Below are 25,215 nucleotides of genomic sequence, written 5' to 3' on the forward strand. Positions count from 1 at the left end.
ATCAGGGGAGGGGAGTGGCTATGAGCTTTTTTAGTCGGTTTTTGAAGAGACAACAGCCGGAGGAACGTCCGCTGTTTTATGATATTGTATGCCCTTATTGTTTCAGCAAGTTTTCACCGGAAGAGGTGGTGTTCCGCGCCGCCCATCACCGCGATGATGATGAGGACTACGCACTCGGGGAAGATGCAAAGTTGAATCGGTATCGTGAAAGATTCGGACTTGACACGGTATTTGATATGGAGGCGGTATTGGCTCCGCATGATGTACCGGAGGAACATCGGATTTATTCCGATAACATCGTGATGGGTCTGAACGATCGGTACGGTGTCGTTACACGCCGCCGGTTGTGTCCGCAATGTCATAACGAGCTACCTGTTACGGCAGGTAAAGCACCGAGCAACATCATTTCTATCATCGGTGCATCCCAGGTGGGTAAATCCGTCTACATGACTTCATTAATTCATACATTGCAGCATTACACGGCCGATCATTTTGACGCCGCTTGCATGCCATTGAATGCGGAGATCAGCCGCCGGTTCCGTGCGGATTATGAAGAACCGTTGTTTGAACGTGGCGATCTGCTGGATTCCACGCAAAAGGAGAAGTTGCAGGAGCCGTTTATCTTCCAGTTTGTATTCAAGGACGAAGATAAAGCACCGCTGACACTGGTGTTTTTTGACGTCGCAGGTGAAGGTATGGTCGAGCAGGATTATCTCGGACTTCACGGGCAGCATATCAAGAACTCGGCAGGTATTCTGTTTATGGTGGACCCGCTTCAGATTCGTTCGATTCGGGACAAAATCCGCATTAACCTCGGCAATGAGCCTGGAGAGTGGACACCAAGATACGATGAGCCACGCGACGTGGTGCTGACGATGTTTGGAGATTTTATCGCCTATCAGGACAAAGCCAAGACCAATATTCCAACGGCCGTTGTGCTCACGAAAAGCGACATGCTGCATTCCCTCAAGGATGAAGAGGGCGATTATATCAAATCCAACAGTAATGTCTTCCGCAACATGGTGCACCGCGATTGGTTCGACTTAACCGAGTTCGAGAATATCGACGGGGAGATCCGGCGTTTTATCGAGAAAGTGGATCGTCCGTTCAAGGGCACGATGGATGTGTACTTCAAGGATACAGCCTATTTCGCAGTATCTGCGCTGGGTAGCAATCCGGTGGATATGAAATTGCAGGGTGTGGTTAGCCCGATCCGCGTGGATGAACCCTTCCTGTGGCTGCTGTACAAGCTGAAGTACATTGAGGGGAGAGTGGGATGATGCGTTCTTCCGTAACCCCGCCCATTGAACAACAGCTGTATACCCGAGAGCGGCGCGGGGTGTTTCGCACAACAGAGGGGTTTGACACGGTTGCGGCATCGCCCGGACTGGACCCTTCTTTTATCAAAAAAGTGCTTCACCCCTACTGTGTCTATGACGCTCCAGCGGAGCTAACAGGCCGTAGCGAGAAGGACGAGACGAAGTTTCCGGCTTCCATTCACCTGCTTCATCTGGAGAGTGGAGAGACGATTCTTGGTCAAAATGTCTACCAGTCTGCAGATTTCACCGGGTTGCGCAGTGCCTTTTTTGCACATAATTACGTCTTGTCTCCCGAACGCTCGGAAGAGCAGATGAAACAAGGCGGCTGGCTGGATGCCGTGTTCGCCACGTCATATGACATCGAACAAGGTATAGTTCTGCCAGCACTTGCTGAATTGCCTATATCACCTAGGAGCGGACAGGGTGGGGCGACAGATGCTGGCGTAGGATCACCAATCCAAGTGCTGAGCGCCTTGAAGATGAACGAAGTGCTGTTCAAGCGCCTGCTCTATGCGGTAATGCAGTCTGTAGCAACACGCAGAAAAGTATACATTGCGCTGGACCTTCCCGCAGAAGAAGTGACCGCAGGGGCCAAAGGATTGCTACGTTTGCTGTACACTGCTTTACCATACGCATTCCGGCGGCAGCTGGGATTCATGACGTTTGCCAAGGAGCCACAGGCCAAGAAGGGCATTCACGTCCAGTTTGTAGAGCGGGGGACGTTACGTCCGAAAGACCGGAATACGGAGAAGGATTTCACCTTTGATCTGGTATCCGGCAGAGTGACACATGCGGATGCATCTGTGGCGAAGTTACCTTATGCGGAATTCGCCTGGGCCTTATTGCAGGAACCTAGTGCGGCGGATGCGTTCTATACGTTTGCGGATGAGATGCTGTCCGGCATGGAGCCTGGGCGGGAACTTTCCATTGAAGCATATGGCGAACTTGCGGTGTTCTATGGTCTTGAACAAGGTATGGAAGACCTGTATTTGGATAACAAAAGTCATGTCCTGAGTGGCTTGCTGACCTATTTGAAGCCGGATGGTGGATTACAGCAACGTTCCCGTTTGAACGAGCTGTTCCTGACCTTGCTCAGCAGGGAACTGGACAGCGTGAAGCGTGAGAACGTACCCGAAGAAGACGTCGCAGCTCGCATTGGAGAATATTTCAGTGTTGCCGCGCCTGTGGTGCAATCCCGGATTGTGGACTATTTCATCTACGGTGTGAATAATGCCCGCGCCCAGAAGCGTATGCGTGCTGTGCAGGAATTGTATGCTGTGCTGGATCGGGATCCGCAGCTGAATCAAGCTTTCTTTGATAAAGTGCTGGCCAATGAATCGCTTACCAAGCTGTTGTTCGAGCCTTATCTGGACAATCAGCTGAAACGCACGGAATCGGCAGCGAACGTGGTTGAAGTGATCCGAAGATGGGTTACGTCCCATCCATCTGCGATCCACTACAGCTTCTTGCAGGAGCGGACAGCCAATGAGCTGCGTGAACGGTTATGTTCTGCACCTAATCCGGTACAATCTGCGAATGAAGCGCTCCAGCGGGTTAGTATACTGGATCGGGTATCCGCTGATGTCACCTATGATACAGGCATTACGGCACGAATTGGTCAATCTGAAGCTACAGCCCGCCCTAATCGCAAAGGGGGATCTCCGTCTGCCAGTCAAGATCCGGCATATCAGGAGGAGTTAACCCGACTTGCAGACAAGCTCGCTTATGTCATTAACCTGTTTATGATTCAGGATCTGGATCTGGAACGGGTTAACCGTGAACAGCTATTAAGCATTGATATTTTGCAGCATGGCAATGAGGTTCGGGATTGGGCGGCACGTCAGGGCTCTGATGTATCTGCTCGAACGAACATGATGCTGGCTGCGAGAGTGTGGCTTAGTGGCGAGGGGAATGAAGAAGAGGCATTGGAGGCACTTTCCCTGGCAGAACGCAATGAACTTCAACGCTGGACGCGTCGCTGGCTTGCCGGAGAGCTGCAGGCTCATCCGGGGATCGCAGCATATGAAGCTTTGCCGATGGCTTTTTATCGGGGAGGAAGCGGCAGCAATCGGTTGGATTATCCTGGCCTGATTGAATTCATCCGCACCAATGCAAGTCGTGCTGAAGGACTGTATCCATTCTTCGAATGGTCAGGAGATCATCGGATGTTTGTCCGGGGTTCCAATGTGCATAAAGGATATGCGGATGCGATCGTGGCGTATTTCAAAGCCCATGACCGTGAAGCTTTTAAGTCGAAGTCGGCTTTCAAACCGTATTATGCGAGAGCCAGCAAGACACTGAAGCCGGTCTATGACCGTGCGAAGACGGAATTGTCCTCTCCACTGGTGCGGATGCTAACAGGTAAAAGGAAAAATCTATTCGGATTAATCCTCTTGATCCTGGTTCTTGGTATTGCGGGCGGTACATATGCATGGATGAAAGATTCTGTAGAGCCGCCAGCGGCATCCCCTCCATCTACCCAGGAGCCTGTCATACCGGCTGAACCTGAGGTGCAGCTCGCGGAGCAGATTGCTTATATCATTCCTGCGAGTGAACAAGAGGGTACGCAATCACCTGCTCAACTGGTGATCCGTTTCAGAAATGATACGGGAAGCACTGAGTTTGAGCAAGGCAAACTTCAATTGACGATGAAGGATGATAGTACTCAGGAGTTGGATACTACAGACAAGTGGGAGAGCTTTAATCGGAATGAAGAGCCTGATACCCAAGATACCTCCGATGGTGGTTCAGGAAGTACTTCCGAAGGAAGCACGGATGGTTCATCAGCGGGAAACGCGGGGAACACAGAGCAGACGGTGGTTGGCGATCAGCAGGCAGATTCAGCAACATCGGGTGATGCCACTTCAGATTCTACTACTGATGCAACAACGGATACAGGGACGAATGCATCGTCTAATGCTGCGAGTGGAGACACGGATCAAGGTAAGGATGCCGATCAAGCTACTGGTTCCACATCGCCTGACACATCAGTGTCCAATGAAAAGGATGCGGATGCGACCACTTCTTCACAGATGTCTATTGGAGAGGTAGATCGTCTCTATCCGTATGGATTGCAGATCGATCTTCCAGCGAATATGGATGCCGAGAGCATTGTCAGTGTGAAGAGTACGCAGGGCAATATGACAGTGATCCAATTGATGCCACAGCCGAAGCTGTAAATCATATTATTTGAGCGTGTTGCATAGATTCATTAAGTGTCTTTTGATCCAATAAGGAAAAATGCTGACTTCATACCTTATTAAACGAGCGTATGTAGATGACCTTGAACTTGAATTTCAAGGTCATCTTTTTTTATTTGATATGGCGGATATAGCAAACACATAAAAAAACTCACACATTCACAATTCAGACACAAAATTTGCGATTCAAGAGTTTGAAAGACAGTCAGAAGTGATAAAGTGCGCGGAATGAATGAGAAAAGATCTCATGTGTACTTGGGAAAAGAGCGGGATTTCTGCTACAGAAAGACCAAATAAAGCACGAAAAGAGAAGAAAATTTGGTTTTTTATGTTGACAAATGATAATGATTATCAGTATCTTTAGTGTAGAAGATATTTGCGTCGGAAATACACAGAATTACAATTTCGTTTTTGTTGTCATAGCCGGATTAAATAACCGGGATAAATGAGAGAGGGATGATCGCATGTTTCGTCTGGAGACGACCAAGCTGGATATCGCTTATGAGGAAAGACTAATTGTAGAGGATCTGAATATTCAGATTCCCCAAGGAAAAATTACAGCACTTGTTGGAGCCAATGGTTCAGGGAAGTCAACCATCCTGAAAACGATGGCACGTATTATGGCTCCAAAAGCAGGTAATGTATTGCTCGACGGGAAGTCCATCCATAAACAGTCCACGCGTGAAGTTGCCAAGCAGCTTGCGATTTTGCCACAGAATCCAACAGCCCCTGAAGGTCTTACCGTTACTGAACTGGTATCGTATGGTCGCTTTCCTTATCAAAAAGGATTTGGCTCCATGCGTGCGGAAGACAAACGTATGATTGAATGGGCTATAGAAGTGACAGCCATGACTGAATTCCATGATCGTCCGATTGATCAACTGTCCGGTGGACAGCGTCAACGTGCCTGGATTGCCATGGCACTTGCACAAGAAACAGATATCCTTTTCCTGGACGAGCCGACTACGTTCCTCGATATGGCTCACCAGCTCGAAGTATTGCAATTACTGGAGCAACTGAATGCCACAGCCAACCGTACCATTGTTATGGTTGTGCATGACTTGAATCATGCTTCCCGCTACGCACATCACATGATTGGTATCAAAAAAGGTAAAGCCATTGCTCATGGTTCACCTGTGGAAGTCATGAACTCGGATGTGCTTCGTGAAGTATTCAACATTGAAGCAGATATCGTGATTGATCCGCGTTCCGGTGTACCGCTCTGCTTGCCTTACGCTCTTGCAGGCGAACGCCAGCAATCGAAGACGCCAGAGCAGATGGTCATGACCAGTGCGATGGTTCATGCTGGAGGACGGACAGAACCACGTGTTCAAGCGACAGGAAGTTAATAAATTGGGCCATATGTGGTCCTTACATTATAGAATGAAGCCGCTGTGCGCTATCGCAGGCGGCTCTTTTGCATTCATGGGGAATTTGCAACGCATGGGAGCAAAGGGAACGTATAGACCCGGGATTTGGTAATCGCATTGGATCAGGTCTATAATAATAGGACAGGCTGTGAGTTCATTGGTTATGCCAACGTGCTCGCAACAGCCCAAACCAACATATGTCATGGGAGGAATCAGTCATGTCCGTATATTCATATCAGGCGGTAACCACCGCGAACCAGGAAGTCTCACTGGATCTGTATCAAGGTAAGGTATTGGTCATTGCCAATACAGCCAGCAAGTGTGGGCTGACCCCGCAATACGGTGAATTGCAAAAGCTTTATGATCGTTATCGCGATCAAGGCTTGGTTGTACTGGGTTTCCCTTGTAACCAGTTTGGAGGGCAGGAGCCAGGTACAAGTGAGGAAGCGGAATCATTTTGCCAGATTAACTATGGTGTGAATTTCCCGGTGTTTGCCAAGGTAGATGTGAATGGTGAGGACACTCATCCCCTGTTCCAATACCTGAAGGAGCAACAACCTGGCGTAGGCGAAACAAGCGACATCCAATGGAACTTCACCAAGTTCCTTGTTAACCGTGAAGGTGAAGTGGTAGGTCGTGTTGAACCGAAAGAATCTCCGGAGACAATGATTGCAGATATCGAGAAATTGCTCGGTTAATACATGAACTTTTGAGAAGCCTGTCCTTGTATCTGCAAGGATAGGCTTCTTTGATTATTTTAAATACGTGGCTATATTCTCTTCACAGGTAGGAGTTGGCTCCATAGACACCTCTAACTTTATGCGTCGATACAGGGATTACGGAAGCCATTACATAGCATAAACCCACCCAAATCCGGGGACAATGAAATCAATACAATGAAGGGAAGAAAGGCTTAAATACTGGGAAATGACCTCTTCGACAAACTTTTTTTGCACAACCTATTGAAATGTGAAAAAGATCACATTATAATGAGTGTATAAAGTGAAATAAATCACATAAACAGTTTCGAATAAGAAGTGAAATATTTCACAACCACAATAACATTATATTCAAACTCATCTATATATTTCGAGGAGGAACTTTTAATGAAAATCGCAGTTATCGGATGTACACACGCAGGGACCGCAGCCATCGTAAATACCGCCAAATTGTACCCGGATGCTACCATCACCGTGTATGAGCGCAATGACAATATCTCCTTCCTATCTTGTGGCATTGCGCTCTACGTAGGTGGGGTTGTGAAAGACCCTGACGGTTTGTTCTATTCTTCGCCTAATCAACTGGCAGAGCTTGGTGTTGAGACCAAGATGCTTCATGAAGTTACAGCAGTCGATGCCAAGGGTCATACCCTTCAGGCTAAAAACCTGCAAACCGGGGAAGAATTTGAAGATACGTTTGACAAACTGATCGTGACAACCGGGTCATGGCCTGTCGTTCCAAAGCTTGAAGGCATCGAGATGGATAACATCTTACTTTGTAAAAACTACAATCATTCCAACACAATTATTGAAAAAGCCAAAGATGCCAAACGTGTTACTGTTGTAGGTGCAGGATATATCGGCGTAGAGCTGGTGGAAGCTTTCCAAATGAATGGCAAGGAAGTTACTCTAATCGACAGTGTGGACCGGATTTTGAACAAATATTTGGACCCTGAATTCACGGATGCGATCGAAGATACGTTGACTGGACGCGGCATCAAGCTGGCTCTTGGTCAAACGGTACAGAAGTTTACTGGTGAAAATGGCAAAGTGACTAAGGTGATTACGTCCAAAGGAGAGTTTGAAACCGATCTGGTTATTCTGTGCATTGGTTTCCGTCCAAATACCGAACTGCTCAAAGGCCAAGTGGATATGCTGCCAAACGGCGCAATCATCGTGGATAAATACATGCAAACGAGTCAAAAAGACGTCTTTGCTGCGGGTGACAGCTGTGCTATTCATTACAACCCAACAGGCAAAGCATCTTACATTCCACTGGCAACCAACGCGGTGCGGATGGGTACACTCGTAGCCCGTAACCTGGTTCGTCCTACTACACCGTATATGGGTACGCAAGGAACATCGGGTATCAAAATATATGAGCAAAATATCGCGGGTACCGGGATGACGGAAATGTCTGCTGCTGATGAAGGTCTGATTGTTGAATCTGTCGTACTGGAAGACAGCTACCGTCCGGAGTTTATGCCAACGGCTGAGAAACTGTTGCTCAAAGTAGTATATGAGCAGGCTACTCGTCGGATCGTCGGAGCACAGGTGATGTCTCAGGTTGATCTGACCCAATCGATTAATACGATCTCGGTCTGCATCCAAAACAACATGACCGTAGATGAGCTGGCCTTCATCGACTTTTTCTTCCAGCCACATTATAACAAACCATGGAACTTCCTGAACACGGCGGGTCTGCAAGCATTGCCTCCAATAGAAGTAAAAGCACCAGCAATGGTGTAAGGAAGCAGAATAGATGGTTGAACAGCGAGCATGATAAACGCCATACGAAGATAAGTCATGTTTATCCGTAAATATGAGGTGTACAATAACTGCCAAGATTATGAAACAAGGCGGGCGATTATAAAGGAAAAAGAAGACTGGCGAGTATATCGTCAGTCTTTTTGTGATTTTTTAGCTACAAAAGGCCTTACTATACGCTTGCTGACTTAACTATTCCAAGACGGTCTTAAAGTATCTTTTTAAACAACATTGTGATAATTTACACAAAGTTTCACGCAGTACCAAGATACAATTGAGATATGGTATTCAACGCATAAACAATGAAATTCAGGTCGTTTTTCCAAACGATGAACAATGAAGGAGAGGATGAATGATATGGCAGCAAAAACACCTCTTGAGGTTGCACAATATACGGCGCAAACAGGCATGAAGAAGGCTCAATATCCGGTGTCTTCTGTATTGGTGCTTAGTTTTCTGGCAGGGGCTTTTATTGCGCTGGGTTTTCTACTGGATATCCGGGTGATTGCATCCGCGCCGGCAGAGTGGGGAAGTCTGGTTAATCTGATTGGTGCAGCAGTGTTCCCGGTTGGATTAATCTTGGTACTCATCGGTGGTGGAGAGCTGCTGACAGGTAACATGATGGCAGTTCCGCTTGCTACGATTGCACGAAAATTATCCGTGGGTAGCATGTTGAAAAATCTATCCTTAGTGACGATTGGTAATTTTGTTGGAGCTTTGTTTGTCGCGTACGCGTTTGGACATGTGCTGGGTCTGACCGGAGAGGGTGTATATCTGGCGAAAGTGGTGGATATGGCTGGGCATAAGCTGCATGACGGCTTCCTGCAAGCTTTCATCTCTGGCATCGGCTGTAACTGGCTGGTGGCACTGGCCGTGTGGTTATCTTATGCATCCGATACGATGAGTGGCAAGGTACTGGGCATTTGGTTTCCAACGATGGCATTTGTAGCTATTGGATTCCAGCACGTTGTGGCCAATATGTTCCTCATCCCGGCGGCAATCTTCGAAGGGCATTATTCGTGGGGCCAATATGTGATAAATTTCATTCCAGTGTGGCTCGGCAATCTGACTGGAGGTGCTCTGTTTGTAGCTGCAGCCTACTGGGTGGTGTACCTGCGCCAAGCTGAGCCGAAAGTGAAACCGGAGGCAGCAACGTTGATCGAAGCTGTGGAGACGGAGGCCAGAGCGATGTGGAGCAAGCAGGCATAGCGAGGCATGCATACACGTGTAATGAAATATTCATGTAGAAGTAAATACGATTCTGTCTTGCTCGGTTCATGGCGAATATGCTGTGATAGAGCAGGGCGGGATCGTTTTTATGTATGGGGACCTTGTTGGAATTCAACGCAAAATAAATTCGCCATGACAAGGTTCGGGGGAACGAAACCTGTTCATGGCGAATTTCGGGAGTGGTCCATGATATGGCATGAGGAGGAAGTGGGGAAACACTAGCCTAATGCCTTATTTTTAATTTACCCCTGTATTCTGAAGTTGAATCAATTGGCAAAACATTTTTTTGAAAATATTTTGAAGTCGCTATAGCGGCGGTAATGAAGCAAAAACATACTGTTCTCTTTACGCGATAACCTCGAAGAAGATATGATATAGGGATAGCTTTTAAAGAGGGGAGCCTTACGATGATCGATCAGGAGAATGGTATATTTGCGGCGGTGTGCCCGCTCGACTGTCCGGATACTTGTGGTCTGTTATTACATAAAGAGAACGGCAAAATTGTGAAGGTGGCAGGCAATCCGGATCATCCCATAACCAAGGGTGCCATCTGTAATAAAGTTAGAAATATGACTGAGCGGGTGTATCACCCCGAGCGTCTACAATATCCGATGAAACGTGTAGGAGCCAAAGGTGAAGGCAAGTTCGAACGAATCAGTTGGGATGAAGCAATTAGGGAGATTACGACCAAATTCACTGCATTGTCCGAAACCTACGGCCCGGAGAGCATCCTGCCCTACAGCTTTTACGGTAACATGGGCATTCTCGGCGTAGACGGTATGGATCGGCGTTTCTTCAATGCGCTTGGTGCGAGTGTACTGGAGCAGACGATCTGTAACTCCGCTGGAAATACCGGCTGGAAATATACGATGGGCGCCAACCGGGGAACTGTGCCGGAAGATACGGAGCATGCGGATCTCATCCTGGTGTGGGGCGGCAATATCGTCAGTACAAATATGCACCAAGTCGTTCTGGCGGAGAAAGCCCGCAAGAAAGGCGCCAAGATCGTCGTAATCGACGTTCATCGCAATCGTACCGCACAGTGGGGTGACTGGTTTATTCCGCTGTACCCGGGCACGGATAGCGCACTGGCGTTGGGCTTGATGCATGTGTTGTTCGAACGGGGACTAACGGATGAAGCGTTTATGCAAAAGTATACGGTGGGTCATGAGGCACTGCGTGATCATGTCCGCAGTTACACCCCTGACCGCGTTGCACGTATTACGGGCGTGCCGGAGGAGACGATTGTGCAGCTGGCCGAACTATACGGCAACGCACAGGCAGCCCATATTCACATCGGCAATGGCCTCCAGCACCATGATAATGGGGGCATGAACGTGCGTAGCGTTGCATGTCTGCCTGCCATTACAGGGCAATGGCTGAAGCAAGGCGGCGGTGCCGTTCGCACCAACAGCTACGCGAGCACGAATAGCGACGCGCTCGAACGTCCGGAGCTGCGGCAGAATCCGGAGCCGCGAGTGGTGAACATGAACCGGATTGGTGAAGCGTTGCTGGAAGCAGAGCAGCCAATCCGGGCAATGATGGTTTACTGCAGCAATCCACTGGTGGTGGCACCGGATACCGAGCGGGTGGAGCGAGGTTTTGCACGGGAAGATTTATTTACGGTTGTGCATGATCTGTTCATAACGGATACGGCAAAATATGCAGATATCGTATTGCCAGCCACATCTTCATTTGAAGCGACGGACCTGTACACCTCTTATTGGCATCAGTACGTTCATCTGCAAGAGCCGGTAATTGCACCGATTGGGGAGAGCAAGAGCAATGTGGAACTGTTCTCACTGCTTGGGCAGGCTATGGGGTACGATCCTGCAATCTTCGGAGAAACGCCAGAACAGATGATTGAGGACGCACTTCAGGGCACAGGCAACCCCTACATGAATGGAGTCACGTTGGAGGGACTGAAGGAACACCGATTCGTGAAGCTGGATATGACGACACATGCTGTATTTCTGGATCAGTTGCCCACGCCTTCAGGCAAAATCGAATTGTATTCGGAGACAATGGAACAGAGAGGGCTTCCGCCGCTCCCTACCTATAGTGCTCTGGTTGAAGGATATGATGGGGAGAATCCGGCTGGACCTGCCGATACGTATCCATTGATGTTCCTGTCGCCGCCAAACCATAATTTTCTGAACTCCACCTTTGGCAATTCAGCCAAACATCAGCGTTTGGAAAAGATGCCTCTATTGCAGATACACCCTGAGGACGCTACCCGCAGAAACGTTGAGGATGGAGATGCGCTGGTCGTATGGAATGATCGTGGGCGCATCGAACTTACCGCCAAGGTGAGTGAGGCCATGTTGCCAGGAACCGTCATCAGTCAAGGCTTATGGTGGGATGGTGAAGGCAAGAAGCAGCGAGCGAATTCACTCACTTCCAATCGCTTGTCGGACATGGGGAACGGGGCCACCTTCTTCTCGGCCACTGTTGAAGTGAAGCGTCAATGAGTGTGCTTGCAGCATGATTTTTTTGAGGTAAGATGAACAAAGGCTAGAATTTGAGCAGGATTAAAGTGCAATAGATGTAACACTTCCAAAGGCCTTCGCTCTGGCTGGTTATGGTTATGCCGTCAGGGCAAAGGTTTATTTTTTATGGCTATTTGTTTGTGCAGAGGTACTAAGGAGAATGAATTAACGATGATGAGATGGCTGGATAACTATCCAAAAGAAGTGAGAATATTTTTGCTGGCAAGTCTGGTTAACGCAACAGGCAGTGCACTGATGTGGCCGCTGACCACCATGTATGTGTTTGATGAGCTAGGACGGACGATGGCTAACGCGGGTTTTGTAATCCTGATTCAATCCTTGGGTGGCATCTTTGGACAATTGCTTGGAGGTTCGTTGTACCATCGGGTGGGTGTGAAGAAGCTGATTATTGGCTCACTGGCGCTGAATGCGTTAGGTTTGTTTGCGCTGCCCTGGATTAGCGCGTACTGGGTCGTATTTATATGTGCCATGGGCTGGATTGGCTTGTTCAGTTCATTGTCGCTGCCAGCGATTCAAGCCTTTATTGGCTTCCGGTTTGCGGAGCGACGCGGTGAATTATTCAATATCATCTATGTAGCGAACAATATCGGGGTGGCGATTGGAACGGCGCTGAGTGGTTTTCTGGCTGACTTTTCCTATCACCTCAGCTTTGTGTTGAACGGGGTAACCTCAGCCGGATTTGCGATGTTCTTCTGGTATTATCTGTCCCGCGTTGAACCGGATCAGGGGGAGGTACATCTGACGAAACGCAAAACCGTTCCCGATGGTCCGGGCGTCTGGGCACTGCTGGGCAATACCCGATTATATCTGTTTATGAGCTTGGGCGTGCTGTTCCTGTTATTCGGCAATTCCATCTGGAACACAGGCGTGTCCCCGTATATCATTTCTGAGGGTATGGAAAAAAGAATGTACGGTCTGCTCTGGACCCTGAACGGGGTGCTGATCTTTGTAGGCCAACCTTTCACCAGTTGGGTAAAACGGACCATGGCCCGTACCTCTACGGCCCAGATGACAGCGAGTGCCGTGTTCTATGGCATGGCCTATATCGTCATGATTACCATGTACAGCTATCCGGGCATGGTGCTAGCAATGGTACTGGCCACGTTTGGGGAGATGTTAATCTCCCCTGCAACACCTGCGTTTATCTCGGAGCATGCTGGCAGGGCGGCACCTTTTTACATCGGGATATCGGGTGGAATCGGTGCAGTTGGACGGGTTATCGGGCCATATGCGATGGGGGTCATGTATGACAAACAGGGACTTATTCCTGTAGCGTGGCTGGCAACAGGCACAGCGGCGATTGCGGTACTTGGTTTTGTGCTGCACGCAGTGTTGAACCGTAATCGTGAAGTGAAGGAGTATGGGATGGACGCCTAACAGATCTCATCGTGTTGGATAGGATGCGGAAGGAAGAACGAGTTGAAGTGGACGGTAAATCCACTGTAATCTGTCTGCTCATTCGTAAATTATAGTTGACAAAAAAATATATTTATGCTATAATTTACATATAAAAATATTCCGTATATAATAAGATTCTCCTGGCCAGGGGAATCTTATTTTTGTTTGTACGGGAGGAATAAGTATGAAGCAAAATGAATCCAGTATCACATCATTGATTTCGACTTTTGGCCGAGCCTATCACAGCCAACATGACACACCCCTCATTTTTGATGATTTTATGGCGAGATTGCTGATCTCTCCTCAAGAGTTTTCAGATATCAGCAATAACATGGTTAGAGGCATTCATTTTTTCAACCCGGATATGGCTAAACAGCTCAAGGACGACCCGGAAGAGGTTCTAAAATGGATTACCCAGGTACAGTTATCTCCAATAACTCTGGCTCGGGCCGCTTACTGTGAGCATGTACTTTTGCATGAAGTTGCGTTGGGATTGAAGCAGGTAGTCATTCTTGGCGCCGGGATGGATACGTTTGCTTTGAGGCATCCGGAATTGGAGAACACGCTGGATATCATTGAAGTGGATTATCCGGCTACACAGCACTTCAAGAAGGAGCGGCTGAATCAGGCCAAGCTGACTATTCCGGACAATCTTCACTTTGTACCCATGGATTTTACGCGTGAGCTTTCGAATGACAACTTGACTCTTGAATGGTTGAAGAAACGGAAGACGTTGGCTAGCCTCTTGGGTGTTTCGTATTATTTGCCCAAAAATGATCTGTTTAACGTGATTCGTCATGTGTTTGCAAACCTGCCAATCGGAAGCTCTATAGTTCTGGATTATGCAGATGAGCACCTTTTTGAGGAAAAAGGAATGTTTAATCGGGTTGAAAATATGGTTAAATTGGCTGCAATGGGTGGTGAGCCGATGCAATCCGGGTACGCATACACGGAGATAGAGGCCTTGCTTGATGAAGCGGGGTTGCTTATCTATGAGCATCTGACTCCGGAGGCGATTCAGGAACAGTTTTTCCAGGATCGAATCGATCATCTAAGGGCATTTGAAACGATACATTTTATTCACGCGGTAAAAAAATAAATCGATCCGGGCATGTATGGTCACCTATATAGCCCGCATTTGCATAGCAACGGCAAACCTTCACCTTGTGGCAGGGTGAAGGTTGTTTGGTTTGAACAAAGGGCCAGCATAAACCATGATCCGGTAGCCAATAACTTCACACGTGATACAAATGTTCAGAAATCAGACTTGTTAGGGTGCAATTCCATGTCATTCAATGTCCTCCCCTCTATTTGTGCATAATGCCCATATAATAGAATGGAACTGGTTAAAGGCAGGAGGATGCATACGATGTACAAGGTTTTGCTGGTTGATGATGAATTTATGATCTCGGACGGGATCTCCAGTGTGGTGAACTGGTCCCGATTAGGAACAGAACTGATCGGCATTGCTCAAGATGGATTGGAAGCGCTTGCTTCAATTGAGCGGCAACGCCCGGATATCATCATCTCGGACATCCGCATGCCGGGAATGGATGGGTTGCAGCTGGTTGAAGCTGTGGCAGAGAAGTATCAGCATATCTCGTTTATCATGCTCACGGGTTTTACGGAGTTTGAATATGCGAAGACCGCCATGCAGTATGGGGTGAAGCACTACTTGCTCAAGCCCTGCAGTGAAGAGCATCTCGTACAGGCTATTAGTGAACTGGTCAGTGAGAAGAGGGAGTTAACCGATCAGGAGCGTTTTGTGCAGTCGATCCAATATAATCTGGAGCGTGTACTGCCACATGCCAAGGAATATTTTCTGAAAGAGCTGGTCACGAACAGAACATACGGGGTCAAGGAATGGAAGTATTTCGAGGAATTATTCGATGTACAGTTTCAGGATCAACGTGTGCGGTTGCTGCTGGTAGAGATCGAGGGGGATCATGAGTATTTGCACTTGTTCGCGGTCAAGAACATTGCCGAGGATATTTTTCACAATCCCATCTTAAGTGCCACGGTTGGAAGGCATGTGTTACTAATTATGGAGGACAAGTTGTCTGAAACGCAGTTGTTCCATAATATCGATGAGATTCGCGCCACATTTACCCGATATTATCATGACGATCTCACGATTGCACTGAGCGAGCCAGGAGACCTTTCGCAGGCACGCCATTTGTACATGCAGACGCTAGTGTATCTCAATTACCGCTTTTACCTCGGTGAGGGCAGTCTCATTATGGAGCGGGATATTTACTCTCCCGGAGAGCGCATTCTTCCTGAATTCGAATACGATCCGGAGCGGATGGTTACTGCAATCAAGGCGGGACACTGGCAGGAAGTTGGATCAGAGCTGAACCGGATGTTTCAGATGCTTGCCAGCTTGCGATACGATATATCCCAAACAAAGTCCTATCTTATTCAGATGTTTATGGAGATGATTCGACTCAGTGGCTCTGCCGAGATGAAAAGGTATATGGACCAGTTGCCAGGCATGATTGAATCCAGCACCCTGCATTCTTTTCAACAGTTTCTGCTTGCTGTCGGCAAGGAAATCACCCTGCGCCGCTATGAACAATATCGCTCCAGACAATCGCAGATGGTAGGTAGTGTGAAACAGTTGGTAGAGAAACGCTACAGGGACGAGACACTGACACTCCAGTCCATCGCTGGGGAAATATATATGAATCCAGACTACATCGGCAAAATGTTCAAAAAAGAAACTGGTGAGAAATTTACGAACTATGTGTTAAGCTACCGCATCCGTAAAGCGTTGGAGCTTCTGGATCAGGACGGGAACTGCACTGTATCCTCGCTTGCCGAACAGACAGGCTTTGGTGCCAACTGGCCGTATTTCAGCAAAATGTTCAAGAAATACACGGGATTCTCCCCTTCCGAGTATAAAAAAGTACCCTAGAACAGCGTTGCTACCGGCTTCTGCATAGCTTACCTGTATATCCGATCTACATCTAATCTGTGATCGGGCCCTGTACGCCATCCATCGGCAGCAGGGTCTTTTTTTGTCGGACGGAACTCGGTTTTGAACATCCATTTATCGGAAATGAGCATGGGAAGAAAAGGCGCTCGATTCTATCATTAGAAGTGTCATGTTAGTGAATGAACATCGGGAGTGGAGGTTGAGTGGATGGAGCTGAATCGAAGCCGGGGGATTGAACCTGGGCGTTTGAAGCCAGCTGGCAAATGGAGTTCGGTGAAAAAGGAACTTGTCCGCAACAGATACGTTTATCTGATGCTCGTTCCTGTGGTAGCCTACTATCTGATTTTCAGCTATGGGCCAATGTACGGGCTACTGATGGCATTTCAGGAATCCTACAACCCAATCAAAGGAATCTTGGCAGGCGAATGGGTTGGATTTGACAACTTCACCATGTTTTTTGAAAGTTATTATTTCTGGCGACTGATTAAGAACACACTGATTTTGAGTTTTTACAGTATTGTGTTTGGTTTCCCGGCTCCGATTCTACTAGCACTGCTGCTGAATGAAGTCCGGAAGAAGTGGTTCAGAGGCGCAGTACAGACCATTAGTTATATGCCGCATTTCATCTCGGTTGTCGTCGTGGTTGGAATGTTGAAAACGTTCTCATCTCTGGACGGTGGGTTATTTAACGTCATTCGTGACTTTTTTGATCTGCAGCCAATTATGTTTTTGGCGGAAAAAGATATGTTCCGTCCGATGTACATCCTGTCCAACATATGGCAGGGAGCAGGCTGGGCCTCGATTATCTTTTTGGCAGCACTAAGTGGTATTGATCCTCAGTTGTATGAGGCTTCCAAAATTGACGGCGCAGGCCGCTGGAGACAGCTGTTACATATTACACTGCCGGGCATTATGCCAACGATTGTAATCATGTTAATTCTGCGCATGGGGGCAGTCATGAACGCGGATTTTCAGAAAATATTGCTGATGCAAACGGCACCGACCTATGAGACATCGGATGTCATATCCACCTTTGTCTATCGATCCGGTATTTTGGAGGGGAACTATACGTATTCAACCGCCATTGGACTATTTAACGGCGTCATTAATTTCGCGCTGCTCATTATCGCAAATGCGATCAGCAGAAAGCTTAACTCAACCAGTCTATGGTAATCGGAAGGTGAAGCGATGAAACAGTCTATAGGGGAACGACTTTTTGATGTATTTAATACACTGCTGCTCTTGGTGATCATGGTTTTATGCTTTTACCCGATGCTGTACGTGTTCAATTCTTCAATCAGCGACCCGGATCAGATGCTGCGTTCCCGTTCACTGATGCTCATTCCTGAAGGTTTTCAGCTGGGAGCGTACAAGTCGGTATTTCAGGATACTCGCATCTATACGGGCTACATGAACACCTTGTTCTATGTTGTGGTGGGTACCGCCATCAATCTGCTCATGACTTCACTGGCTGCATATGGGCTGTCACGCGGTGATCTGATGGGCAGAAAAACGTTGATGAAGTTGATTACGTTCACGATGTTTTTCGGCGGGGGCATGATCCCAACTTTTCTGCTGATTCAAAATCTGGGGATGGTGGATACCCGTTTTGCGCTTATTATTCCGGGTGCCATCAGCACATTCTATTTCCTCATTATGAAAACAAACTTTGAGGGCATTCCGATCAGTCTGATTGAATCGGCAAAGCTTGATGGCGCCAATGACTTTCTGATTTTGTTCCGAATTGTACTGCCTTTGTCAAAGCCAATCCTAGCGGTCATGATGCTGTATTATGCGGTTGACCATTGGAATGATTATGTCGGACCGATGCTCTATCTACGCAGTCAGGAGTTGTATCCGATCCAGATTATTATGCGTGATATTCTCATCAGCAGCAGTACGGAGGCCATGGGCGCTGGCGCTGATACCGGCTTTGCCATTGGGGAGAACATCAAATATGCAACCATTATTATCTCCACGCTGCCTATTATGCTGGTATATCCGTTCATCCAACGTTATTTTGTTCAGGGCGCTCTAATCGGTGCTGTGAAACAATAAAAAATGTATCCTATGGAGGCGAATTACGTGAAAAAAAGAATGGGGTCCATCTTGTTGTCATCGCTACTTACCATGTCTTTACTGGCGGGCTGTACGGGTGATAATGAACCAGGTAACGCAGAGCCAGCAGAAGGAACAGAACCTGCGGTTCAGGCGTTGACCGAGATTCCGCTACCGATTACAAGTGAGCCTTTTACCATTGACTACTGGCGCGCCAATGATGCCAAATTGACGGCTTCCTTGAACAATTTTGGCGATATGGCAGCTTATAAGGAAAAGGAGAAGTTGACGGGTATCCAAGTGAAGTTCACACATCCTCCGCTTGGACAACAGCGTGACCAGTTCAATCTGCTGATCTCCACAAAGGAGCTTCCGGACGTCATCTATTATAACTGGGCGGATGCCGTTGGCGGACCGGAAAAAATGATCAAAGACGGTCGCATCATCCGGCTGAATGAATTGATCGACAGTTATGCACCGAACTTAAAGCGGATTATTGAATCCGATCCGGATGTGAAGAAACAGATTGCACTCGACGATGGCACGATCTATATGTTCCCGCTGCTGAAGTTGGATGCATTGAAGCTGAATGCCACTTCCGGTTTAATTATGCGCCAGGACTGGCTTGATGCATTGAACCTTAAGGTACCTACCAACATCGATGAGTGGTATAAGGTGCTTAAGGCATTCAAGGAACAGGACCCCAACGGCAACGGCAAGCCAGATGAGCTGCCATTCACTGGAAACTGGGGACCGGGTAACCTGACTAAGCTCCATGATTTTGCCGCGGCCTTTGGTGTAATTGGTGGCTTCCAGATGAATGGGGACAAGGTGGAATTCGGACCGATTCAGCCGGGCTACCGTGATTTCTTGGAGACCATGGCCAAGTGGTACAAGGAAGGGCTGATTGATCCCGAGATCATGACCAATGACGGTAAAGCATTCGACTATAAGGTTACCAGCAATCTGGCAGGCGCATATCAGGGTGGTGTGTTCAGTGGTATGGGGAAATACTTCAATCTGATGAGAGATACCGATCCGAACTTTAATGTAACTGGGGTACCGTGGCCTGTATCTCCGGATGGCACTTCTTATGCTACCTTCAATCTGGAGAATAAGGTACTAAGTTATGGTGAGGCCATTACAGCTTCCGCAGACGAAGAAAAACTGAAATATATTGTACAGTGGATGGACTACAACTATAGCGAAGAGGGTAGTGATTTGTTCAACTTTGGTATCGAAAATGACAGCTACGTTCGTGATGGGGAAGGTGTCAAATTCACAGATACCATCATTAATAATCCGAACGGTCTGACGTATGACCAGGCACTGGCCTCCTATGCCTTATCCATTATGGACGGTCCAATCAATCAGGATAGCCGTTATCTGGATGCATTATTATTTGACGATGGACAGCGTGCGGCAAATGCGGAATGGATGAAAGCAAGCTCAGCATTAACGATTCCCCCAATTCGTTTGTCAACAGATGAGGTAACTACAAGTACGTCCATCATGAGCCAGGTGAATACGTATTTAAATGAGACGATGACTGCCATCATTAGCGGACAGAAGCCGATCACCGAATTTGACACGATGGCCGAAACAATCAAGAGCATGGGCATTGACCGGGCGATTGAGGTTCATCAGGCGGCCTATGACCGATATCAGTCCAAATAATACGTGAGAAATCGAGCGCTAAAACTTTGGGAAAACCTTCCTGCATGTGATATACCTAGTAGTATCACGTGGTTCAAAGGAGCGCTTTGGTCATGACAGCCTACCGCAAACTCAGCATCAAAATGAAAATGTTTCTGATGATTATGTTCATGATGGCGTTTATCATCATCTTGGCGTTTGGGTCCTTGTACTACACGTATTCGGTGTATGACAAACAGCTGTTTGATAAGTCGTCTCGTCTTCTGAACCTTTCTTCGTCTACAGTGGATGTTGAACTTCAGAAGTTGGAAGCGTTATCATTAAACATGATCTCCGATACGCAGATTCAAAGAGCCTTGAAGTCGTTGCTGGATGACGATAGCGCATATTCGAGTTTTATTGAACGAAAGAAGATCACGGATCGGCTATGGGAGCATATTAGTGGGGCTGCACGTTATGTGCAGTCCGTTCATCTGATTGATTCCAGGGGAAGAGTGAATAAATATGGTGAAACGCTAACCGTATCTCAGGAAAAATATGATCGGATGATTGCGGCTGCGGAGCAGGCCAATGGTGCAGTGCGCTGGCTATACCCGGATGACGATGACCCGATGCTGGTTATGGTGCGTCAAGTGCGAGCCTATGAACCGATGACCCTGGAACCAGTAGGCATACTGTTTCTGCGTATTAATATCGAGCGACTCGTTGAGGAGTATGCGGGCATCGATAGCCAGGACAGTGACATTATTTTAAAAGCAGGCAGTGATGTGGTGTATCCTTATCGCCAGCTTCCAGAAGCGGTGTCCGAGGGGCTGAATCCACTTCCAGGCAGTGGGGGATATGAGATCAAAAATCTGGATGGGAGGGAAATATTTCTTTCCCAGAAGAAATCCGCATACACCGGCTGGGTGTATTATAATATGGCCTCTTATGATGAAATTTTTGAACGTATTATATGGTTGAAAAATATACTGATCGTCGTTTATCTTATCGCCATTCTGGTTGTTCTCGCGCTTGGTATGGTGTTCGCACGAAGTCTGACAAGGCCGATCAGGCAGCTCATCAGTCAGATGAAGGAGGTTCAGTATGGGGATCTGGAGAATATGGATGCCAATCTGTCCATTCCAACGCACCAGCACATGGATGAACTGGGATTGTTACAACGTACGTACCGACTGATGATTACACATATTAATACATTGATCAAAGAAAATTATGCAAGCCAGCTGGTCATTAAAGAAACGGAGTTCAAGGCGCTACAGGCGCAGATCAATCCTCACTTTCTGTATAATGCGCTGGACTCGATCCATTGGCTCGCCAAAAAGAACAGGCAGGAGCAAATCTCCAGTATGGTGCTGTCACTTGGTTATTTGCTGCGTTCCTCCATCAGCTTCAAGCAAAATATCATTACCATTGCCGAAGAACTGGAGATCGTCAATCATTACATCACCATTCAGACCTACCGTTTCCGGCAGCGGCTGGATTTCCGTATGGATGTGCCTGCTTCTTACCTGGGTTGTGCCATTCCCAAGTTGACCCTACAGCCACTACTGGAGAATGCCATTCAATACGGTTTGGAACCACAGGTTGGATCATGTCTGATTCGAGTGTATGCAGAGATATCAGGTGGCAAGCTGGCCCTGATCGTGGAGGATCACGGTCCCGGCATGGAACCCGAATATGTGGAACAGGTGCTGCGCGGTGAAGTGAAAACCAGAGGCACAGGTATTGGTCTGCTGAATATCAGGGAGCGGGTACGTCTGGCTTTCGGCGAAGAATATGATGTTCTGCTGGAGAGCAAGCCGGGGAGTGGAACGAGAGTAACGGTGCTGCTGCCACCCCCATCACCAGGTAAGGAGGAGAAGCTATGGGAAGATGGATGCGAATGATAGGCACGCTCTGCCTTATGCTGACTCTTCCTGGCTGCGTGAACCAGTTGGATCAAAGGCCAGGCATGATTGTGGAAGAAGAGCCGATAACGCTGCGAATCGCTTGGTGGGGTGGGGAGTTTCGCAACAATGCAACGATAGCCGTTATCGACCTGTATGAGAAGTTGAATCCACATGTGAACATTGAATACGAATATAGCAGTTTCAATGAATACTGGAGAAAACTTGCCCCTCATGCAGCAGGCAATGCGTTGCCCGACATTATCCAGATGGACATCTCCTATCTGTCCCAGTACAGTTCGTTGCAACTGTTGGAGGATATGACGCCGTACATGCAGAGCGGACTGATTGACACGACAGATATTGAGAAGGAACAGCTGGAGAGTGGTAGCCTGAATGGAAAAACCTATGGTCTCAGTTTGGGGGTTAACGCCATGCTCAGCATCTATGATCCGGAAGTGTTAAAGGCCAATGATATTGAATTGCCAACGGATACGTGGACATGGGCGGATTTTGACCGGATGGGCGAGCAATTGCTCGGGAAAGGCATCTATCTGGGAACCTATTTCACGCCGGAACAGTTTTTCGCGTATTACTTGAGACAGTATGGTTCCAAGCTGTACGCGGAGGATGGCAAGAGGTTGGGTTATGAGGATGATGGGCTGTTTATTGAGTACTTTGGCAGGATGCAGCAGCTCGCAGAGAAGAAGCTTATTTTTGCACCGGATATCTGGACATCAGATATTGGCCAGCCTGATAACGACCCGTTTTATCTGGGAGAGGCTTTGTTTAGCTGGGGGTATTCCAACCAATTTATCAGTACCACTCAGCGTTATGGCAAACCCTTAACCATATCCCCGATGCCTGGGCCAAACAGCCAGGATGGATTGTTTTTGAAGCCAGGTATGTTTTTCTCCATGGCGGGCAATTCCAGACATAAGGAAGAAGCTGCCAAGTTTATCAACTTTTTTGTGAATGATTTGGATGCCAATCTGCTGCTCAAAGGGGAGCGGGGTGTGCCTGTCTCATCCAGTGTCAAAGAGCGGATGAAGCTGGTGGTTGAACCAGAGCTGGCGCAGGTGTTTGACTATATTGATTGGGTTGCCGATCACAGCAGCCAGATGGACCCACCTGATCCTGTAGGTGCACCCGAGGTCACTGCGGTGCTGCGTGAGTTGTATGATCTGCTGTTGTTTGGCAAAATTACGCCTGAGCAGGCGGCGAAGGATTTCCGTGAACGGGCGAACGGAATACTGGGTGGGCAGTTATAACGAGTAGTAAATACAAGAACAACCTTCCCTCTAGTACAGAAGGAAGGTTGTTTTGCTGTTGTAGTGACTTATTTGTACAACTTATATATTGAACTTATAGTTTTTGAGTCTTACCTTACCCAAACTGGGCTTGATGCAGTCGGCTGTACGAGCCTTTACGCGCGAGCAGTTCTTCATGACTTCCTTGTTCAGCGACGGTGCCGTTCTCCACGACCACGATGCGATCGGCGTGTCTGATGGTCGCCAGTCGATGGGCGATCACCAATGTTGTACGTCCCTGTGCCAGCTCGGATAAGGCCAGCTGAATAGCAGCTTCCGTCTCGGTATCGAGTGCGGAAGTGGCTTCATCCAAAATGAGAATAGGCGGATTTTTCAGGATCATTCTTGCGATGGATAGACGTTGCTTCTGTCCGCCGGACAACTTCACGCCACGTTCACCGATCATGGTATCGAGTCCATCTGGCTGGGACTGTACCAGCTCTTCCAATTGGGCCCGGCGAATGGCTTGCCAGATTTCTTCATCGGAAGCATTCAGTTTGCCGTATGCAATATTTTCACGAATCGTTCCGTCAAACAGGAAAATATCCTGCTGTACAATCCCGATATGGGAGCGCAGTGATTCCAGCGTCATATCCTTCACCAGAATGCCATCGATGGAGATATGTCCCGCATCGACATCGTAGAAACGTGGGATCAGACTGCATAACGTCGTTTTACCTCCGCCCGAAGGTCCAACCAGAGCAACCGTCTGGCCTGCCTGAATATCCAGATTGACCTGAGACAGCGTAGGTTTGTGTTCTCCATAAGAAAAGGTAACGTTATGGAAGGCAATATCGCCTTTCACATCCGGAATGGGTTTAGCCTGTGGTGTATCTTCTACATCCGGTACAGCTTCAAGAAGCTCCAGGTAACGTCTGAATCCGGCGATGCCTTTGGGGTACGTCTCGATGACGGAGTTAATCTTCTCGATCGGTCCGAGGAATACATTGGATAACATCACAAAAGCGATGAATTCTCCGTAAGTCATACTGCCTTGAATAACAAACCAGGTTCCGCACACCAATACAAACAGCGATACAAATTTCATCAGGATAAAACTGAGTGAAGAGTTCCAGGCCATAATACGGTAGGTGATTAGTTTTGTAAGCCGGAAACGTTCGTTGTTCTCAACGAAACGTCCTACTTCGTGTTTTTCATTGGCAAAAGCTTGTACCACACGGATGCCGCTCACATTGTTCTCAACCCGTGCATTATAATCGGCGATATCCGCAAACATGCGCTTGAACGCCTTGGACATTTTGCGACTGAAATACAGTGACAGGTAGATCATCAGCGGAACGATGATAAACGTCATCACAGCGAGCTGCCAGTTGATCCCCAGCATAATACCAAAAGCTCCGGCCAGTGTCATGAGGGCAATGAACAGATCCTCGGGTCCGTGATGCGCGATCTCACCAATATCCATCAGATCGTTGGTCATGCGGGAGACCAGATGCCCGGTCTTATTGTTATCGAAGAAGCGGAAGGACTGCTTCTGTACACGCTGGAACAGTTCACGCCGCATATCGGATTCGATGTTAATACCAAGCTTGTGGCCCCAATAGGTGACTGCATAATGGAAAAAGGAACTGAGCAGGTAGATACCGAGTAGTCCGACACATGCCGCTAAGATCATGGACCAATTGCCAGCCGGAAGCAGTTGATCGACAACCCGGTTAACGGCGAGTGGAAAGGCCAGCTCCAGCAGCGCGGCGGCGATGGCACAGGAAAAGTCCAATATAAAGAGCCTTTTGTAAGGGCGATAATAAGACATGAAACGGCGAAGCATATGTAAGTCCTCCTCGATATGACACAAATGCCCGAGCAGGCTGATCAGCCTGTCCGGACACC

At 47.9% G+C, this 25,215-nt stretch carries 16 protein-coding genes; 15 read left to right on the forward strand and 1 reads right to left on the reverse strand.

All coding sequences use genetic code 11. The annotated features are described in order from the left end of the window. Positions 1–20: 20 nt before the first annotated feature. The 15 genes from QF049_RS25675 (at position 21) to QF049_RS25745 (ending at position 23,325) form a co-directional block, all read left to right on the forward strand. A complete protein-coding gene (locus QF049_RS25675; RefSeq protein WP_024632789.1) occupies positions 21–1,280 on the forward strand; it encodes a TRAFAC clade GTPase domain-containing protein in 1,260 nt (419 codons plus the stop codon). After that, positions 1,277–4,498: a GAP1-N2 domain-containing protein gene (locus QF049_RS25680; RefSeq protein WP_307541615.1), complete on the forward strand. Its 3,222-nt coding sequence runs from the start codon at positions 1,277–1,279 to the stop codon at positions 4,496–4,498. Before QF049_RS25675 ends, QF049_RS25680 begins: the two co-directional genes overlap by 4 nt. A gap of 485 nt (positions 4,499–4,983) precedes the next feature. Next, on the forward strand, positions 4,984–5,868 hold the full coding sequence (locus tag QF049_RS25685) for an ABC transporter ATP-binding protein (RefSeq protein ID WP_307541616.1): 885 nt from the start codon (positions 4,984–4,986) through the stop codon (positions 5,866–5,868). A gap of 239 nt (positions 5,869–6,107) precedes the next feature. Continuing rightward, positions 6,108–6,587 (forward strand): glutathione peroxidase, encoded by a 480-nt coding sequence (locus QF049_RS25690; RefSeq protein ID WP_047840764.1) that lies wholly within the window; start codon positions 6,108–6,110, stop codon positions 6,585–6,587. Between the two features lie 408 nt (positions 6,588–6,995). Further along, positions 6,996–8,357, forward strand: coding sequence for an FAD-dependent oxidoreductase (locus QF049_RS25695; RefSeq protein ID WP_074092585.1), 1,362 nt, complete (start codon positions 6,996–6,998; stop codon positions 8,355–8,357). Between the two features lie 375 nt (positions 8,358–8,732). Continuing rightward, positions 8,733–9,584, forward strand: coding sequence for a formate/nitrite transporter family protein (locus tag QF049_RS25700; protein WP_307541617.1), 852 nt, complete (start codon positions 8,733–8,735; stop codon positions 9,582–9,584). 428 nt (positions 9,585–10,012) lie between these two features. Continuing rightward, entirely contained in the window at positions 10,013–12,076 is a 2,064-nt protein-coding gene (locus QF049_RS25705; RefSeq protein ID WP_307541619.1) for a molybdopterin-containing oxidoreductase family protein, read from the forward strand. Positions 12,077–12,268: 192 nt separating this feature from the next. After that, positions 12,269–13,492 (forward strand): MFS transporter, encoded by a 1,224-nt coding sequence (locus QF049_RS25710; protein ID WP_249912791.1) that lies wholly within the window; start codon positions 12,269–12,271, stop codon positions 13,490–13,492. Positions 13,493–13,697: 205 nt separating this feature from the next. After that, a complete protein-coding gene (locus QF049_RS25715; protein WP_307541621.1) occupies positions 13,698–14,612 on the forward strand; it encodes a class I SAM-dependent methyltransferase in 915 nt (304 codons plus the stop codon). A 270-nt stretch (positions 14,613–14,882) separates the two neighbouring features. Further along, positions 14,883–16,430 carry a response regulator gene (locus tag QF049_RS25720; protein WP_307541623.1) on the forward strand — a complete coding sequence of 516 codons (1,548 nt, stop codon included), beginning with the start codon at positions 14,883–14,885 and terminating at the stop codon, positions 16,428–16,430. A gap of 333 nt (positions 16,431–16,763) precedes the next feature. Then, the gene (locus tag QF049_RS25725; RefSeq protein WP_235193717.1) at positions 16,764–17,624 is read left to right on the forward strand and encodes an ABC transporter permease; all 861 of its coding nucleotides are present in this window, start codon (positions 16,764–16,766) and stop codon (positions 17,622–17,624) included. A 15-nt stretch (positions 17,625–17,639) separates the two neighbouring features. Beyond that, positions 17,640–18,509, forward strand: a complete 870-nt coding sequence (locus QF049_RS25730; protein ID WP_076209737.1) for a carbohydrate ABC transporter permease — start codon at positions 17,640–17,642, stop codon at positions 18,507–18,509. A gap of 27 nt (positions 18,510–18,536) precedes the next feature. After that, positions 18,537–20,186 carry a type 2 periplasmic-binding domain-containing protein gene (locus QF049_RS25735; protein ID WP_307541626.1) on the forward strand — a complete coding sequence of 550 codons (1,650 nt, stop codon included), beginning with the start codon at positions 18,537–18,539 and terminating at the stop codon, positions 20,184–20,186. A gap of 92 nt (positions 20,187–20,278) precedes the next feature. Next, a complete protein-coding gene (locus QF049_RS25740; protein WP_307541628.1) occupies positions 20,279–22,054 on the forward strand; it encodes a sensor histidine kinase in 1,776 nt (591 codons plus the stop codon). Further along, positions 22,033–23,325 (forward strand): ABC transporter substrate-binding protein, encoded by a 1,293-nt coding sequence (locus tag QF049_RS25745; RefSeq protein WP_307541630.1) that lies wholly within the window; start codon positions 22,033–22,035, stop codon positions 23,323–23,325. Before QF049_RS25740 ends, QF049_RS25745 begins: the two co-directional genes overlap by 22 nt. 115 nt (positions 23,326–23,440) lie before the next feature. On the opposite strand, the gene QF049_RS25750 is transcribed toward QF049_RS25745, so the two are convergent. Beyond that, positions 23,441–25,153 carry an ABC transporter ATP-binding protein gene (locus QF049_RS25750; protein ID WP_307541632.1) on the reverse strand — a complete coding sequence of 571 codons (1,713 nt, stop codon included), beginning with the start codon at positions 25,151–25,153 and terminating at the stop codon, positions 23,441–23,443. Positions 25,154–25,215: the final 62 nt, after the last annotated feature.

This window comes from Paenibacillus sp. W4I10, from assembly GCF_030816325.1.
Lineage (GTDB): Bacteria > Bacillota > Bacilli > Paenibacillales > Paenibacillaceae > Paenibacillus > Paenibacillus amylolyticus_B.